This window comes from Kribbella sp. VKM Ac-2568 (assembly GCF_004345365.1).
GTDB classification, from domain to species: domain Bacteria; phylum Actinomycetota; class Actinomycetes; order Propionibacteriales; family Kribbellaceae; genus Kribbella; species Kribbella orskensis.
In genome coordinates this window covers 482,845-498,100 of sequence record NZ_SLVF01000003.1, presented here as the reverse complement: position 1 = coordinate 498,100, position 15,256 = coordinate 482,845, and the positions used below count along the sequence as shown (strand labels likewise).

General features: G+C 69.0%; 14 protein-coding genes and 1 tRNA gene. 7 read left to right on the top strand and 8 right to left on the bottom strand.

Features of this window, described 5'->3' with window-relative positions:
- Nucleotides 1-25 precede the first annotated feature (25 nt).
- Nucleotides 26-655, bottom strand: coding sequence for a lipoyl(octanoyl) transferase LipB (gene lipB, locus EV648_RS09775; protein WP_132288738.1), 630 nt, complete (start codon nt 653-655; stop codon nt 26-28).
- A gap of 93 nt (nt 656-748) precedes the next feature.
- Between lipB and EV648_RS09770 the strand changes: the two genes are divergently transcribed.
- Entirely contained in the window at nt 749-1,864 is a 1,116-nt protein-coding gene (locus EV648_RS09770; RefSeq protein ID WP_199234514.1) for a serine hydrolase, read from the top strand.
- Between the two features lie 50 nt (nt 1,865-1,914).
- Here EV648_RS09770 and EV648_RS09765 read toward each other — a convergent pair.
- Nucleotides 1,915-1,991, bottom strand: a tRNA-Pro gene (locus EV648_RS09765).
- A gap of 46 nt (nt 1,992-2,037) precedes the next feature.
- The gene (locus tag EV648_RS09760; RefSeq protein WP_132287924.1) at nt 2,038-2,976 is read right to left on the bottom strand and encodes a metallophosphoesterase; all 939 of its coding nucleotides are present in this window, start codon (nt 2,974-2,976) and stop codon (nt 2,038-2,040) included.
- A 26-nt stretch (nt 2,977-3,002) separates the two neighbouring features.
- Between EV648_RS09760 and EV648_RS09755 the strand changes: the two genes are divergently transcribed.
- Nucleotides 3,003-3,470 carry a GatB/YqeY domain-containing protein gene (locus EV648_RS09755; protein ID WP_132190434.1) on the top strand — a complete coding sequence of 156 codons (468 nt, stop codon included), beginning with the start codon at nt 3,003-3,005 and terminating at the stop codon, nt 3,468-3,470.
- A gap of 64 nt (nt 3,471-3,534) precedes the next feature.
- Here the strand turns inward: EV648_RS09755 and EV648_RS09750 are convergent, their stop codons facing one another.
- From EV648_RS09750 to EV648_RS09735, 4 genes are all read right to left on the bottom strand, one after another.
- Nucleotides 3,535-5,928 carry a penicillin-binding protein gene (locus tag EV648_RS09750; protein WP_132287921.1) on the bottom strand — a complete coding sequence of 798 codons (2,394 nt, stop codon included), beginning with the start codon at nt 5,926-5,928 and terminating at the stop codon, nt 3,535-3,537.
- A 164-nt stretch (nt 5,929-6,092) separates the two neighbouring features.
- Nucleotides 6,093-8,444 (bottom strand): endopeptidase La, encoded by a 2,352-nt coding sequence (gene lon, locus EV648_RS09745; RefSeq protein WP_132287918.1) that lies wholly within the window; start codon nt 8,442-8,444, stop codon nt 6,093-6,095.
- Nucleotides 8,445-8,625: 181 nt separating this feature from the next.
- On the bottom strand, nt 8,626-9,747 hold the full coding sequence (locus tag EV648_RS09740) for an ArsA-related P-loop ATPase (RefSeq protein WP_132287915.1): 1,122 nt from the start codon (nt 9,745-9,747) through the stop codon (nt 8,626-8,628).
- Nucleotides 9,744-10,694, bottom strand: a complete 951-nt coding sequence (locus EV648_RS09735; RefSeq protein WP_132287912.1) for an ArsA-related P-loop ATPase — start codon at nt 10,692-10,694, stop codon at nt 9,744-9,746. The genes EV648_RS09740 and EV648_RS09735 overlap by 4 nt, the downstream gene beginning before the upstream one ends.
- A gap of 61 nt (nt 10,695-10,755) precedes the next feature.
- Between EV648_RS09735 and EV648_RS43115 the strand changes: the two genes are divergently transcribed.
- The 5 genes from EV648_RS43115 (at nt 10,756) to EV648_RS09710 (ending at nt 14,444) form a co-directional block, all read left to right on the top strand.
- The gene (locus EV648_RS43115; RefSeq protein ID WP_132190429.1) at nt 10,756-10,917 is read left to right on the top strand and encodes a hypothetical protein; all 162 of its coding nucleotides are present in this window, start codon (nt 10,756-10,758) and stop codon (nt 10,915-10,917) included.
- A complete protein-coding gene (locus EV648_RS09725; RefSeq protein ID WP_132287910.1) occupies nt 10,914-11,375 on the top strand; it encodes a RidA family protein in 462 nt (153 codons plus the stop codon). Before EV648_RS43115 ends, EV648_RS09725 begins: the two co-directional genes overlap by 4 nt.
- 286 nt (nt 11,376-11,661) lie before the next feature.
- Nucleotides 11,662-12,492, top strand: coding sequence for an NUDIX domain-containing protein (locus EV648_RS09720; protein ID WP_132287907.1), 831 nt, complete (start codon nt 11,662-11,664; stop codon nt 12,490-12,492).
- Complete coding sequence (locus tag EV648_RS09715) at nt 12,489-13,280, top strand: MBL fold metallo-hydrolase (protein WP_132287904.1); 792 nt, start codon at nt 12,489-12,491, stop codon at nt 13,278-13,280. The genes EV648_RS09720 and EV648_RS09715 overlap by 4 nt, the downstream gene beginning before the upstream one ends.
- Nucleotides 13,281-13,496: 216 nt before the next feature.
- The gene (locus EV648_RS09710; RefSeq protein ID WP_132287902.1) at nt 13,497-14,444 is read left to right on the top strand and encodes a type IV toxin-antitoxin system AbiEi family antitoxin domain-containing protein; all 948 of its coding nucleotides are present in this window, start codon (nt 13,497-13,499) and stop codon (nt 14,442-14,444) included.
- Between the two features lie 93 nt (nt 14,445-14,537).
- Here the strand turns inward: EV648_RS09710 and EV648_RS09705 are convergent, their stop codons facing one another.
- Entirely contained in the window at nt 14,538-15,215 is a 678-nt protein-coding gene (locus EV648_RS09705; RefSeq protein WP_132190424.1) for a Crp/Fnr family transcriptional regulator, read from the bottom strand.
- Nucleotides 15,216-15,256: the final 41 nt, after the last annotated feature.

Genomic DNA, 15,256 nt, shown 5'->3' with positions numbered 1-15,256 from the left:
CCACCGACCGCCGCGCCACCGTCCGTCAGGAAGCGCCCAGTGCCCGCGCAACGGCATCGCGCAGTACGGCGTCGGTGGGCACCGGTACGCCGAGCTCGGCCGCCAGTTCGGCCAGGGAGACCATCGTCACGTCGTGCAGCCCACACGTCGTGAACGTGTGAAAGACGTTCATGTCAGGGTCGAGGTTGATCGAGAAGCCATGACTGGTGACGCCGCGGCGGATCCGCATCCCGATCGAACAGAGCTTGCGGTGGTCCTCCGTCCACACCCCGACCAGGCTGCTCGCACCCTTCGGGGTGTCGCGGCGGACCAACGGGAAACCGAGCGACCCGAGCGCCTCGATCAGTCCGTTCTCCACCCAGCGCACGATGTCCACCGGCCCGCGCTGCTTCAGGTCGATCACCAGATAGCCGACCAGTTGGCCCGGTCCGTGGTACGTCGCGAAGCCGCCCCGGTCGACCGCCACCGTCGGGATCGCCGCGGTCTCGGCCGGCAGGTCGTCCAGCGAGGTCCGGGGGCCGTAGGTGATCACCGGTGGATGGCTCAGCAGGAACAACCTGTCCTCGGCCTCACCCGCGATCCGCTCCTCGACCCAGGTCTTCATGTCCTTGCCCGCGACCTCGTAGTCGACCTCACCGAGATCTACCCGCTCCATGCCACTCACGCCCTACAGCCTAGGTCGGCCCCGATGGCGTCCTACGGTGGCAGCACTCGACGAAGGCAGCACTCGATGAGGAGATGGGGAAGCATGTCGAAGTTCGCTCCGGTCTGGCGTTCGCTGGAGGACCAGGTCGCGGCCGGCTGGGCGCCCGGGATCGTGGCCGGCGTCCGGCACCAGGGCGAGACCGAGTACTTCGCGACCGGGTCGCTCGCCTTCGGGTCGAGTGAGCCGATGCGGACGGGGACGCGGTTCCGGATCGCCTCGCTGAGCAAACCCGTCGGAGCCGTCGTTGCCCTGTCGATGGTGGAAGACGGGCTCTTCGGCCTGGACGACCCGGTGGCCGAGTGGTTGCCGGAGATCGCCGAGCCGCGCGTGCTCGTTTCACCTGAGGCTGAGGTGGACCAGACAGTGCCGGCGGACCGGCCGATCACCGTCCGGCACCTGCTGACGATGACGCTCGGCCTGGGCGCCTTCTTCACCGACGTCCCCGTGGCCAAGGAGTTCGCTGCTGTCGGGAACGGGCCGATGCCGCAGGCGTTCTCCGCCGACGAGTACATGGCCCGACTTGCGGCGGTCCCGCTCGCCTATCAGCCGGGGACTCGCTGGATGTACCACACGGGGATCGACGTGCTGTCCGTGCTGATCGGCCGAGTCGCCGGAGCCCCGCTGCACGCAGTACTGAAGGAACGGGTCGCGGATCCACTCGGGTTGACGGCCACGAGTTTCCAGGCAGACGGGGCGCACCTGCCCACGTCGTACCGGCCGACGGCGGACGGGGTGGAGGTCTTCGAGGAGTACGACGAAGCGTTCGCCGCGCCGCCGCAGTTCGAGAGCTTCGGTGGCGGGCTGGTTTCGACGGTCGAGGACTACCTGACGTTCCTCGGCGCGCTCGCGGACGACCGGTTGATCTCGCGGGAGTCGCGCGAGGAGTTGACCCGGGACCAGTTGACGGCCGAGCAGCGGGCCGGGACGACTGAGATGGCCGGGCCGGCCTGGTCGTGGGGGCTGGGCGTCGCGGTCGACACCGCGGTGACCGAACCGTGGACCGCGGTCGGTCGCTACGGCTGGACCGGTGGCGCCGGCACGAGCGCCTACACCGATCCGTCGCGCGACCTGATCGGCGTGGTGCTGAGCCAGCGGTTCATGGCCGGGCCGACGGAGAACTTCGGCTACTTCTGGGGACCACTCGCTGCAGTGGCGTGAGACAGAAAACAATCAGGGCCGGTCACTGATGAGTGACCGGCCCTGATCGGTGGTCGGGCTGACAGGATTTGAACCTGCGACCTCGTCGTCCCGAACGACGCGCGCTACCAAGCTGCGCCACAGCCCGAATTCGGCGTTAGCTTACATGCGCCCACCGCTGGGACGAAATCGGGTTATCCATCGACCCCGGTGACCCGCGGAACGAGCGTGAGCAACGTCGCTTCCGGCCTGCAGGCGAACCGCACCGGCGCGTACGGCGAGGTGCCGAGCCCGGCCGAGACGTGCAACGCGGACTGGCGTCCTTCGTAGCCCCAGGTGGTCATTCCCTTCACCCGGGAGGTGTCCAGGTCGCAGTTCGTCACCAGCGCTCCGTAGATCGGCACCGCGAGCTGTCCGCCATGGGTGTGCCCGGCAAGGATCAACGGATACCCGTCGCCGGTGAAGCCGTTCAGCACTCGCTGGTACGGCGCGTGGGTGACTCCGATCGACAGGTCCGCCGCCGGGTCCGCCTCGCCGGCGATCTCGTCGTACCGGTCCCTCTTGATGTGCGGGTCGTCAGTGCCGGCGAAGTCCAGGCGCAGGCCGTTCACCTTGAGGGTCGAGCGCGCGTTGTTCAGGTCGAGCCAGCCGGCCCGGGTGAAGCCGGCGCGCAGCTCCTCGAAGGGGAGGTCCGGGCCGTGCGGCTTGTGGCGCTGCTTGTGGGCCGGTAGCAGGTACTTGCCCGGGTTCTTGAAGTGCGGCTTCCAGTAGTCGTTGGAGCCGAAGACGAACACACCCGGAAGGTCGAGCAGGTCGCCGTGCGCACGCAGCAGCGGGGCCACCGAGTCGGGGTGGGCCAGGTTGTCTCCGGTGTTCACGACCAGGTCGGGCTCCAGCCCGGCGAGCTCCTGCACCCAGCGGATCTTCTTCTCCTGGGTGGGCATCAGGTGCAGGTCGGACAGGTGCAGCACCTTGACCGGTGTGGTGCCCACCGGCAGCACCGGCATCGTCACCCTGCGCAGGGCGAACCAGCGCACCTCCACGCCCGCGGCGTAGGCGACGCAGGCGGCGCCCACGCCGGTGACGACGGCAGCGGTCTTCAAGGTCGTGGCGGCAAGCCCCCGGAAACTCATTTCACCAGCCTGCCACAATCGTGGGCATGTCCAACTCCGAGATGAAGCAGCGCCTGCACGACGACATGACCGCGGCCCTGAAGGCGCGCGACGAGATCCGCAAGTCGACCCTGCGGATGGCGCTCACGGCCGTGACGAAGGCGGAGGTGGCCGGCAAGGAGGCCCGCGAACTGTCCGACGCGGAGGTCCTCGACGTGCTGACGGCCGAGGCGAAGAAGCGCCGCGAGTCCGTCACGGCGTACCGGGAGGCCGGCCGTGAAGAGCTGGCGGACAAGGAGCAGGCGGAGGCGGACATCCTCGCCGAGTACCTGCCGGAGCAGCTGACCGCCGAGGAGATCGCGGCCCTCGTCACCGAGACCATCGCCGCCACCGGAGCCGCCGAGCTCGGTCCGCGCGGCATCGGCAAGGTGATGGGCGCCCTGCAGCCCAAGGTCAAGGGCAAGGCCGACGGCGGCACCGTCTCCGCCGAGGTGAAGCGCCAGCTCGGCGCCTGACGCCTACTCCTGCTGACAGCGAAAGGGGCCTCGTCCGACCGGACGAGGCCCCTTTCTCAGTTCGCTACCTGCCGCACTTCGGGTACTTCGGGTGCCAAGGCGGACAGTTCGGGATCTGTGGCGGCGGCTTGCCGATGGTCGGAGGTGTGTTCGGCGGGTTGGGCGGCTGCCCACCACCCTTGCTCCCGTTGGAGATGTAGATCAGCACCTTCGACCCCTCAGGGGCTCCGTCGCGCTGCCGCGGGCTGGTGTAGGCGACTGTCCCCGCGGCTTCTTCCGAGTCCACCAGGCCCGGCGCGATCTCCGCCTGGAAGCCCGCTTGCTGCAGGATGCCGACGGCCTCCTGCGGGCTCTTGCCGTTGACGAACGGCAGATCCTTCACGTCGCCACGCATGGTCTTGTCGTTCGGCGCGGTGAAGCGGGTCGTCGGGAGACCCTTCAGAGCGCCTTCCATCGCGGTCTGCCAGACCGGTCCGGCGGTACCGGAACCCGAGGCGTCGCTCATCTTCTTGCCGTCGAGCGTCTGGCCGATCAGGTTCTTGTACGGCGGCTGCGCGTCCGCCACCACCGAGGCGGCGGCCATCTTCGAGGAGTAGCCCGCGAACCAGACGGCCAGGTTGGCGTTGATCGTTCCGGTCTTGCCGGCCAGGTCGCTGGGGCCGAACTTCAGCCGTCCACCGGTGCCGCCCGGCTCCATCACCTGGTGCAGCACGGCGTTCACGCCATCCGCGACCGCGGGATCGATCGCCTGCTTGCAGCTCGGCGGGGGCGTCTTGATCGGCTTGCCGTTGTAGCTGGTCACCGAGGTGATCAGCAGCGGCGTGCAGTACAGGCCGCGAGCAGCGAACGTCGCGTAGGCGTTGGCGAGCATCAGCGGGGTCACCGTGTCGACGCCGAGCGTCATGGACACGACCTGCTTGAGCGGCTGCCCGGTCTGCGCGTCATGCATGCCCAGAGCGGCCGCGACCGTCGCGATCGGGCACAGACCCACCTGCTGCGAGAGCTGCAGGAAGTAGGTGTTGGTCGACGCGCGCGCGGCGTCGATCATGGTCAGGTCGCCGTGGGCCTCGGTCGAGTTGCTCGGGTTGTAGTCGGGGTCCGACGTCGTCCCGGTGCAGGTGCTGAACTTCTTGCCGCTGAGGTTGATCGTCGGCGGGGACTGGATCCGGTGGTTGAGCGGGAAGCCCTGCTGGATCGCGGCGGCGATGGTGAACGCCTTCATCGTCGAACCGTTCTGGAACCCGCCGTAGCCGCCCGCGTAGGACTTCTCCACGTTGTAGTTGTACGCGGTGTGGTTCTTGCCGGCGCCGTACGGCCGGCTCTGCGCCATCGCCTTGACGACACCCGTGCCCGGCTCGATCATCGTGACCGCCGCGATCGCCTGGTCGGTCGGCTTCGAGTGCTCGTTGATCGACTTCTGCGCGGCGGCCTGGATCCTCGGGTCGAGGGAGGTCTTGACCAGGATGCCGGCGGTCTTGATGTAGTGGTCGCGGGCCTTGGCCGTCTTGCCGAAGGCCGGGTTCTCCAGCAGCTTGGAGACGATGTACTCGCAGTAGAACGGGTACTTCGAGTTGGCGCAGCCGTTCGGGACCGGCTGGATCTTGGCCGGGTTGATGACCGGGGTCTTGATCGCGTCGGTGGCCTGCTTGGCCGAGATGACGTTCAGTTCCTGCATGCGCCGCAGGACGACGTCGCGCCGGTCCTTGGCGCGCTTCTTGTTGTTGGTCGGGTCGTAGCCGGTGGGGTTCTTCACCAGACCGGCCAGCATCGCGGCCTGCGGCAGGGTCAGCTTCGCCGCGCTGGTGGAGAAGTAGTGCCGGGCCGCGGCCTCGACGCCGTACGTGCCGTCGCCGAAGTTCGCGAGGTTCAGGTACTTCTCCAGGATCTCGTCCTTGGAGAACTCCTTCTCGACGGCGACCGCGTACCGGAGTTCGGCGACCTTGCGCTGGTAGGTCTCCGCCGTCGCGGCCTGGATGGCCTCGGGGTCGTTGGCGGCGTTCGCCTTCTCGATCAGGCTCAGCTTCACGTACTGCTGGGTGATGCTGGAGCCACCCTGCTGGACCGCGCCCTCGGTCTGGTTGCGGAGCAGGGCGCGCAGCGTGCCCTTGGCGTCGAGCGCGCCGTGCTCGTAGAACCGGTCGTCCTCGATCGCGACGATCGCCTTGCGCATGATCGGGTTGATCTGGGACAGCTTGACCGGCACCCGGTTCTGCTCGTAGAGGTTGGCGACCAGCGAGCCGTCGGCGGCGACGATCTTGCTGTTCCGGGCCAGTGGGACGGTCTTCAGCTCCTGTGGCAGGTCCTGCAGTGTCTCTGCCGTCTTCTCGGTGCTGAAGCCTGCCAGGCCGGCGAACGGAATCGCCAGACCGGCTGCCAGAGCGCCCGAGAGAACGCTCACCCCCAGGAACAGGACCACTGACTGGACGACGCCCCGATCGCCCTTATCCCTTGCGCGCATGGGACAAGAGCCTACGTGATCAGGGAGCCACGCCAACTCCTCGGATGTGTTTTATGTCACGTCAACCGGAGCCTAGTTCCGGACGTCTGTTCAAGGCCCGAAATGCCGAACGGCCGGACCACCACGAGGGTGATCCGGCCGTTCCCGGTACTACGTGTTCCGCGTCAGGCGGCGAACTGCCGGGCGTCCACCTGGGCCGGTTCGAGGGCCAGGTCGAGCACCTGCCGGACGTCGCTCACGGGGTGAACCGTCAGCTCCGCCAGCACCGACTCGGGCACATCCTCCAGATCCGGCTCGTTCCGGGCCGGGATGAGGATGGTGGTCAGACCGGCCCGGTGGGCGGCGAGCAGCTTCTGCTTCACCCCACCGATCGGCAGCACCCGGCCGGTCAGCGACACCTCACCGGTCATCGCGACCTCGGAGCGCACCGGCCGTCCCGACAGCAGCGACGCGAGCGCCGTCGTCATCGTGACACCGGCTGACGGTCCATCCTTCGGGACTGCGCCCGCCGGTACGTGGATGTGGGTGTTCCGCTCGGCGAGATCGCTCACCGGCAGACCCAGTTCCGCACCGTGCGACCGCAGGTACGACAGGGCGATCTGCGCCGACTCCTTCATCACGTCGCCGAGCTGCCCCGTCAACGTGACTCCGGTCGGGCCGGTCTCCTTGTCGGCCAGCGACGCCTCGATGAAGAGCACGTCACCACCGGCACCCGTCACAGCCAGCCCGGTCGCAACACCCGGCAGCGCCGTACGCTCGCCCGATTCCGGCGTGAACTTCGGCGAACCCAGGTAGCTCTTCAGCTCCCCGGCGCCGATGGTCACAGACCCCAGGTCCTCGCCCAGGGCGAGCTTCGCCGTCACCTTGCGCAGCACCCGGGCGATCGAACGCTCGAGCTGCCGTACTCCGGCCTCTCGGGTGTACTCGCCGGCCAGCAGCCGCAGCGCCGAGTCCTCGATGGTGACCTCCTCGGCCGACAGACCGGCCCGGTCCAGCTGACGCGGGAGCAGGTGGTCGCGGGCGATGGTGACCTTCTCGTCCTCGGTGTAGCCGTCGAGCTGCACCAGTTCCATCCGGTCCAGCAGCGGCGCCGGGATCGAGTCGAGCACGTTCGCCGTGGCCAGGAAGACCACGTCGGACAGGTCGAGCTCGACCTCCAGGTAGTGGTCCCGGAAGGTGTGGTTCTGCGCCGGGTCGAGGACCTCCAGCAGCGCGGCCGTCGGGTCACCCCGGTAGTCCGCACCCACCTTGTCGATCTCGTCCAGCAGCACCACCGGGTTCATCGAACCCGCCTCGGTGATCGCACGCACGATCCGCCCGGGCAGCGCCCCGACGTACGTGCGGCGGTGACCGCGGATCTCGGCCTCGTCCCGGACGCCACCCAGGGCGACCCGGACGAACTTCCGGCCCATCGCACGCGCCACGGACTCACCCAGCGAGGTCTTGCCGACGCCAGGAGGACCGACCAGGGCCAGTACTGCGCCACTGCGGCGCCCGCCGACCACCCCGAGGCCACGATCCGCCCTGCGGCGGCGTACGGCCAGGTACTCGGTGATGCGTTCCTTCACGTCGTCCAGACCAGCGTGGTCGGCGTCCAGGATGGCGCGCGCCTCACGGAGGTCGTAGCCGTCCTCGGTCCGCTCGTTCCACGGCATCTCCAGGACGGTGTCCAGCCAGGTCCGGATCCAGCCGACCTCGGGGGACTGCTCCGCCGTACGCTCCAGCTTGTCGACCTCGGCGAGCGCGGCCTTCTGGACGTGCTCGGGCAGGTCGGCAGCCTCGACGCGGGCGCGGTAGTCCTCTTCCTCGGACTCGGCCTTGCCATCCAGCTCGGCCAGTTCCTTGCGGATGGCGGCCATCTGCTGGCGCAGCAGGAACTCCCGCTGCTGCTTCTCCATGCCCTCCTGGACGTCCTTCTGGATCGTCTCGGAGACCTCGAGCTCCGCCAGGTGGTCCTTCACCCAGCCGACCAGCTTGGTCAGCCGCTCGGAGACGTCAGGGGTCTCCAGCAGCCAGCTCTTCTGCTCGTTGTTCAGGTACGACGCGTAACCGGCCAGGTCGGCCAGCTCCGCGGGGTTGTTCACCTGCTTCACCGAGTCGATGACCTGCCAGGCTTCGCGGCGCTCCAGCACCGTGGTCACCAGGGCCTTGTAGTCACGAGCGAGCTCGGCGGACTTGTTGTCAGTGGTTTCGTCCAGCACGGTCGCGCCGACCCACAGGGCCGCGCCGGGACCGGTGGTCCCCGCGCCGATCAGGACCCGGGCGGTACCCCGGATCACGGCTGCCTGGGCGCCGCCCGGCAACCGGCCGATCTGCTCGATCTCACCGAGCGTTCCGGCCTTCGCATATTTCCCGTCCAGGCGCGGCACCAGCAGTACCTGGTCCTGGCCCGAGGCCTGCGCGGCGTCGATGGCAGCGCGCGCCTCGGAGTCCGCAAGGCGCACCGGCACGACCATTCCAGGCAGCACCACGATGTCGTCTAGCGGGAGAACGGGAAGGTTCAACGTCTCTGTCACGCTGTCACACCCTCTGTTGAAGATTGAGTCTGACAGGCTCAACCACAGTCCCCACCAGGTCATTCCCGGGCCTGTCGAGCGTTCGCTGAGAGTGAAAACCAGCCCAGAACCGTCCGGTTTCCGCCCGTGAGAGCGCGGTGACGGAGCGATCTGGTGGGCGGTGCCGTGGGCGGAGGGGGTGTCAGGCGGTGAGGAGATCGCCGATGGTGCGCAGGCCGGTGAGGTCGTGGACGTCGTCGGGCAGGGCCGGGACGTCGACGGTCGCGATCGCGCGGTGGCCGCGGCGGAACCGGTCGGCGCGTTTCCGGTCGCTGACCACCTGCTGCATCTTGTCGGCGTGCAGCCGCAGGACGGCCGCGGTCAGTTCGGACTTGCCGGCGGTCTCGAGCTTCTCGGCCGCGGCCATGGACTGCTCGGCCGACAGATCGGGGACGTGGGTGGTGGTCACCCGGTTCAGCACGACGCCGGCCAGCGGCATCTGCTCCTCGCGCAGCCGCTCGGTGAAGTAGGACGCCTCGCGCAGGGCGTCGTTCTGCGGTGAGGCCACCACCAGGAAGGCGGTGTGCGGCTCCCGCAGCAGTGCGACCGTCTGGTCGGCCCGCTCCCGGAACCCGCCGAACAGCGTGTCGAACGCGGCCGCGAACGTCTGCACGTCGGTCAGCACCTGCGCGCCGAGCACCTTGTTCATCACCGACATCGCCAGGTTCACCCCCGCCGACATCAGCCGCAGCGGTCCCCGAGCGGGTGCCAGCAGCAGCCGCAGGAACCGCCCCTCCAGCAGAGAGGCCAGCCGCTCCGGAGCATCCAGGAAGTCCAGCGCCGACCTCGACGGAGGAGTGTCGACCACGATCAGGTCCCAGTCGCCGGTGCGTTCGGCCTGCTTGTGTAGCTGGCCGAGCTTCTCCATCGCCATGTACTCCTGCGTCCCCGCGAACGACGACGACAGCGCGACGTAGAAGGGGTTCGCCAGGATCTGCTCGGCCTTCTCGGGGGTGGCGTGCGCGAGCACCACCTCGTCGAAGGTGCGCTTCATGTCCAGCATCATCGCGTCGAGGCGGCCGCCGTTCGCCGGGTCCGCGTCGGCGACGGCGCGAGGCGTGTTGTCCAGCTCGGTCAGGCCGAGCGACTGGGCCAGCCTGCGCGCCGGGTCGATGGTCAGTACGACGACCTTCCGCCCGCGCTCGGCGGCGCGCAGACCGAGGGCGGCGGCTGTCGTCGTCTTGCCGACGCCACCGGAGCCGCAGGTGACGATGATGCGCGTCCCGGGGTCGTCGATCAGCGCGTCCAGGTCCAGCGTGCTCACGAGCGCAGCTCCTCGGCCAGGTCGAACAGGGCGCCGTGGTCGATCCCGTCCGGCAGCAACGCCACCTCGGTCACCTTCTTGCCCAGGGCATCGATCCGGTCGCGGTTCTCCCGTTCCAGCCCGACCCGTACGGCGTGGTCGCGCGCCTCTTTCGTCAAGGCGGCGACCATGTTCTTGGTGGCCGTGAAACCGGCCGCCCGGAGCCCGCGGGTCAGCTCGACGGCGGGGAGTTTCTCCTTCACCGCAAGGGCGAGCGCGTCGTCGTCGAGCGGGCTGTTGCGCACCATGTTCACCACGATCGACCCGATCCTCAGGTCCAGCTGCTCCAGCTGTTCCACCGCGTCGAGGGTCTCCTGGACCGGCATCTCCTCCAGCAGCGTGACCAGGTGGACCCGGGTCACGTCGGAGCGCAGCATGCCCATGATCGCGTCCGCCTGGTTGCGGATCGGTCCGACCTTGGCCAGGCCGGCCACCTCCTGGTTCACGTTCAGGAACGGCCCGATCCGGCCGGTGGGGGGCGCGTCCAGTACGACGGCGTCGTACGCGAGGCGGCCGTGCGACTTGCGCCGTGTGGCCTCGTAGACCTTGCCGGTCAGCAGCACGTCCCGCAGGCCCGGAGCGATGGTGGTGACGAAGTCGACGGCGCCTACCTTGTCGAGCGCCTTCCCGGCCCGGCCGAGGTGGTAGTACATGTCCAGGTACTCCAGCAGGGCGGCCTCGGCGTCCACCGCCAGCGCGAACACCTCGCCCCCGGCCGGTCCTACCGCGATCCGGCGTTCGACGTACGGGAGCGGCGGTACGTCGAAGAGCTGCGCGAGCCCCTGGCGGCCCTCGACCTCGACCAGCAGGATCCGCTTGCCCTGGTCGGCCAGCGCGAGCGCCATGGCAGCAGCCACCGTCGTCTTGCCGGTCCCGCCCTTGCCGGTGACCACATGCAGCCTCGCCATGACCTCCAGCGTAGGGCGTAGGCCACGTCACACTTCGAGAGCCGCCCGTTAGAGTCCAGCTATGAAGAAGTTCGAGTACTTCACCGCGCCACTCCTGGTCCACTCGACCAAGGAGATCCTCGACAACTTCGGGCAGGACGGCTGGGAGTTGGTCCAGGTCATCCAGGGGCCCAACCCGGAGACGCTGGTCGCCTACCTGAAGCGGGAGATCACCGAGTCATGAGCCACCCGGAGGAGAAGCTGGCCGAGCTCGGCCTGAAGCTGCCCGAGGTCGCCAAGCCGGTCGCCGCGTACGTGCCCGTGGTGCGCACCGGCAACCTGGTCTACACGTCCGGACAGCTGCCGCTGCGTGAGGGAGCCCTGATCGCCACCGGCAAGAACGGCGACGGTGTCAGCGCCGAGGTGGCGGTCGAGTGCGCCCAGCAGTGTGCGCTCAACGCCCTGGCCGCGATCAAGTCCGAGATCGGCGACCTGGCGAACATCACCCGGATCGTCAAGGTGGTCGCCTTCGTCGCCTCGACCCCCGACTTCACCGGCCAGCCCCAGATCGCCAACGGCGCCTCCGAGCTCCTCGGCCACGTCTTCGCCGAAGCCGGCCAACACGCCCGCAGCGCCGTAGGCGTCCCCGTCCTCCCCCTGGACGCCCCAGTAGAGGTCGAACTAATCGTCGAGGTCGCCTGACCCACCCCGGCTCCCACCCACCAGGCGGCAGCGCACCACCGAGGCGGCGCCGCCGGGCGGGTCACCCGCCCGGCACTCCTTCTCCTGTTGTCCGCCCGGAGGGCGGGCGCCAGGGGGCGCCGGGTGCAGTTGTTCGCCGGCCGGAGGTTCCGCTGGCAGCCGTCAGGCGCGTCCACCGGCCTGAGGTACCTCGCGGGTGCTCCGCCCGAAGGGTGGGGCGGCAAGGGGCATGGCGTGCGGTTGAGCGCCGGGCGGCTGGCGGAGGTTCTTCGAGGTGGAGGTGGAGATGGTTCGGGATCTGAAGGCGCAGTTGCTCTCCGGGCGGATGGCGGCTGAGGCGCTGTCGTTTGTGCGGGAAGGGCGGGTGGCGCTTGAGCCGCGGCCTGCTTCGACAGTGATCCTGCTCCGGGACGCATCCGAAGGACCTGAGGTCTATCTGCTCCGGCGGCAGCAATCGATGGCGTTTGCTGCGGGGATGACCGTGTTCCCAGGCGGCCGGGTGGACCCGACCGATTCCTCGATCGCGGATTCGTGGTCTGGGCCGTCGCCCAAGTGGTTCGGGGAGCGGCTCGGGTGTTCCGCGGAGACCGCCGCCGCGTACGTCGCGGCCGCAGTACGGGAGACCTTTGAGGAGTCCGGCGTACTCCTGGCCGGCCCATCGACCGAATCCGTCGTCGGCGACACCACCGGTGACGACTGGGAGGCGGACCGGGTCGCGCTGGAGTCCCGCGAGCTCGGCTTCGCCGACTTCCTGCACCGCCGCGGTCTCGTACTGCGAGCCGACCTGCTCGGCGTCTGGGCGCACTGGATCACCCCCGAGTTCGAGCCGCGGCGCTACGACACCAGGTTCTTCGTCGCCGCGCTCCCCGCGGGCCAAGTGACCCGGGACGTGACGAGCGAGTCCGACCAGGTCGCGTGGCTCCGCCCGGCGGACGCGGTCAACGCGGTGGAGGCCGGCGAGATGCTGATGCTCCCGCCGACGTACCTGTGCTGCCGCGACCTGATCCCGTACGACGCTGTCGCCGACGTGCTGGCGGCCTCCACCGAGCGCGAGGTCCGGCCGATCCTCCCGACCGTGCGGGTGGAGAACGACCAGGCCTACCTGGAGACCACATGACAGTCGAGGCAGTCACGCCGTACGCGTCTCGCGTCCTCGCGGCCAACCCCGGCCCGATGACCCTGGACGGCACGAACACCTGGATCCTCCGGGCACCCGAGTCCGACACCGCCGTCGTGGTGGACCCCGGGCCGATGCTCGAGGAACACCTCCGCGCCGTGCTCGACGCAGTCGCGCAGTACGGGTGCACTGTGTCGATGGTGCTGCTGACGCACGGGCACTTCGACCACTCCGAGGGCGCCGCGTGGTTCGCGCAGCGGGCCAACAGCGCGGTGCGGTCGGTGGATCCGGCGTTCCGGATCCCGACCGACCACGCGCACGGGCTCGCCGAGGGAGACGTGATCACCTCGGGCGAGTTGCGGATCGAAGTACTGCCGACGCCCGGCCACACGATGGACTCGGTCTGCTTCTGGCTCCCGCAGGACGGGTCCCTGCTGACCGGCGACACCGTGCTCGGCCGCGGCACGTCGGTGGTCGCCCATCCGGACGGTGCCCTCGGCCCCTACCTCGAATCCCTGGAAAGCCTCCGCGCCTTCGCCAACTCCCCAGCCGGCGTAGACCGCCTACTCCCAGGCCACGGCCCGGTCATCGACGACCCCGGCGCCGTCCTCACCTTCTACCTGGAACACCGCCACGAACGCCTGACTCAAGTCCGCGAAGCCGTAGCCACCGGCCACACCACCCCAGAAGCCATCGTCGCCCACGTCTACGCCGACGTCCCCCGTCCCCTCTGGCCCGCCGCCGAACGCTCAGTCCGAGCCCAACTCGACTACCTCAACGCCCTCTGACGGGTTAAACCCCCGCAGCGCGGAACGCCTCCGAGGGGTGCACCCCCGGCTCTCCCGAACGTCCTTTGAGGGGTTAACCCCTCAAAGGACGGGTTGCCCCGGCAGAATCTCAGGGGGCACCCCAGACGCTGCGGGGTTAACCCTTCAGAGGGCGCTTATCCACAGGTGGCGGTGTGAGGCGAGCGGCGGGGGTGACGACCGGGCGATGCTTGGGAGGTGAATCCCAGGTTGAAGGTGATCGCGGCGGGACAGGGCGGGGTGTTCAGCCGCGCACAGGCCTTCAGTTGCGGGTACACCCGCGAGCAACTGCGGGAGCGCCTCGGTGACGGTCGCTGGCAGAAGGTTCGCTACGGCCAGTACGCCGAGCGAGTGGACCTGGGCCACCTTGCTCCGTGGGATCGTGAGACGTGGCGACACCGGCAACTCGCCTACGCGGTCGCGAACTCGATGCGTCCGGGGACGGTTGCTCTCAGCCACCACTCGGCGCTGGTGCTGCACGGAGTACCGCTATGGGGTGTGGGCCTGGGCGAGGTGCAGATCAGCCGGCTGGACGGACGCCGTGGTGGTCTGATCGCCGGGGTCCGCCACCATCGGGGCAAGCTACCGGCGACCGAACTGACGGAGGTCGAGGGTTTGACGGCCACGACCGTACCGCGCGCCTTGGCCGAAACCGCGTGTACGACGTCGTTCGAGGCGATCGTGGTGAGTGCCGATGCCGTACTCCGTGCGCACCACCTGAGTGCTGAGGCGGTGCTTCAGATGCTCGACAGAATCGAGTTCTGGCCGGGAAGCGCCACGGCGAGAGCGGCTCTCTCCTTTGCCGACCCGCTGTCCGAATCGGTCGGAGAGTCGCGTCTACGAGTGCTCCTCCACAACCAGGGTTTCCCAACGCCGATGCTGCAGGCGGAGTTCGAGGACTCCGACGGGTTCATCGCGCGCGTCGACTTCTACTTCCCGGACCACCGCACCGTCGTCGAGTTCGATGGACTGGTGAAGTATGCGGGCGGATCCCGGGAGGTCCTCGTTCAGGAGAAGGTCAGGGAGGACCGCCTGCGCGCACTCGGTCTCGAGGTCGTCCGGTTCACCTGGGCAGATCTCGCGCGGCCGACCGACGTCGCAGTACGAATCCGACGGGCCTTCGCCCGTGCCCGTCCTGCTGCCTGAGGAATCCTCCGGGGTTGACCCTCAAGCGGGTGGGTTGCCCCGCGAGATTCCGAGGGTGCAACCCACCGTCTGAGGGGTTAACCCCTCAGACGGCTAGCGGGCGCGGCGTTGGAGGCGCTCTACGTCCAGAAGTACTACGGAGCGGGGTTCGAGGCGGACCCAGCCTCGGGAGGCGAAGTCGGCCAGGGCCTTGTTGACGGTTTCGCGGGAGGCGCCGACCAGCTGGGCGAGCTCCTCCTGGGTGAGGTCGTGGTGGACGTGGACGCCGTCGTCGGCGGTCCGGCCGAAGCGGCTGGCCAGATCGAGCAGGGCCTTGGCCACGCGGCCCGGTACGTCGGAGAAGACCAGGTCGGCCACCACGTCGGAGACCTTGCGGAGGCGGGACGCGAGCTGCAGGAGCAGGCCGCGGGCCACCTCGGGACGGCCGGCCAGCCAGCGGAGCAGCTCGTCGTGGGTCAGCGACATCATCGAGGCGTCGGTGACTGCCGTGACCGTGGCGGAGCGCGGTCCCGGGTCGAACAGCGACAGCTCGCCGAACATCTGGCCGGGGCCGAGCACGGCGATCAGGTTCTCCCGGCCGTCCGCGGAGGTGCGGCCGAGCTTGACCTTGCCCTCGACGACGACGAACAGCCGGTCGCCGGAATCGCCCTCGTGGAACAGCACCTGGCCGCGGCGCAGCCTGCTCTCCGTCATCGAGGCGGTCAGCGCTTCGGCTGCCTCGTCGTCGAGCTGACTGAACAGCGGTGCCTGTCGGAGCACTGCGGCGTCCACGAATGGGCCTCCTCGGACCTTTGACCACAAGCCTTCGAAGG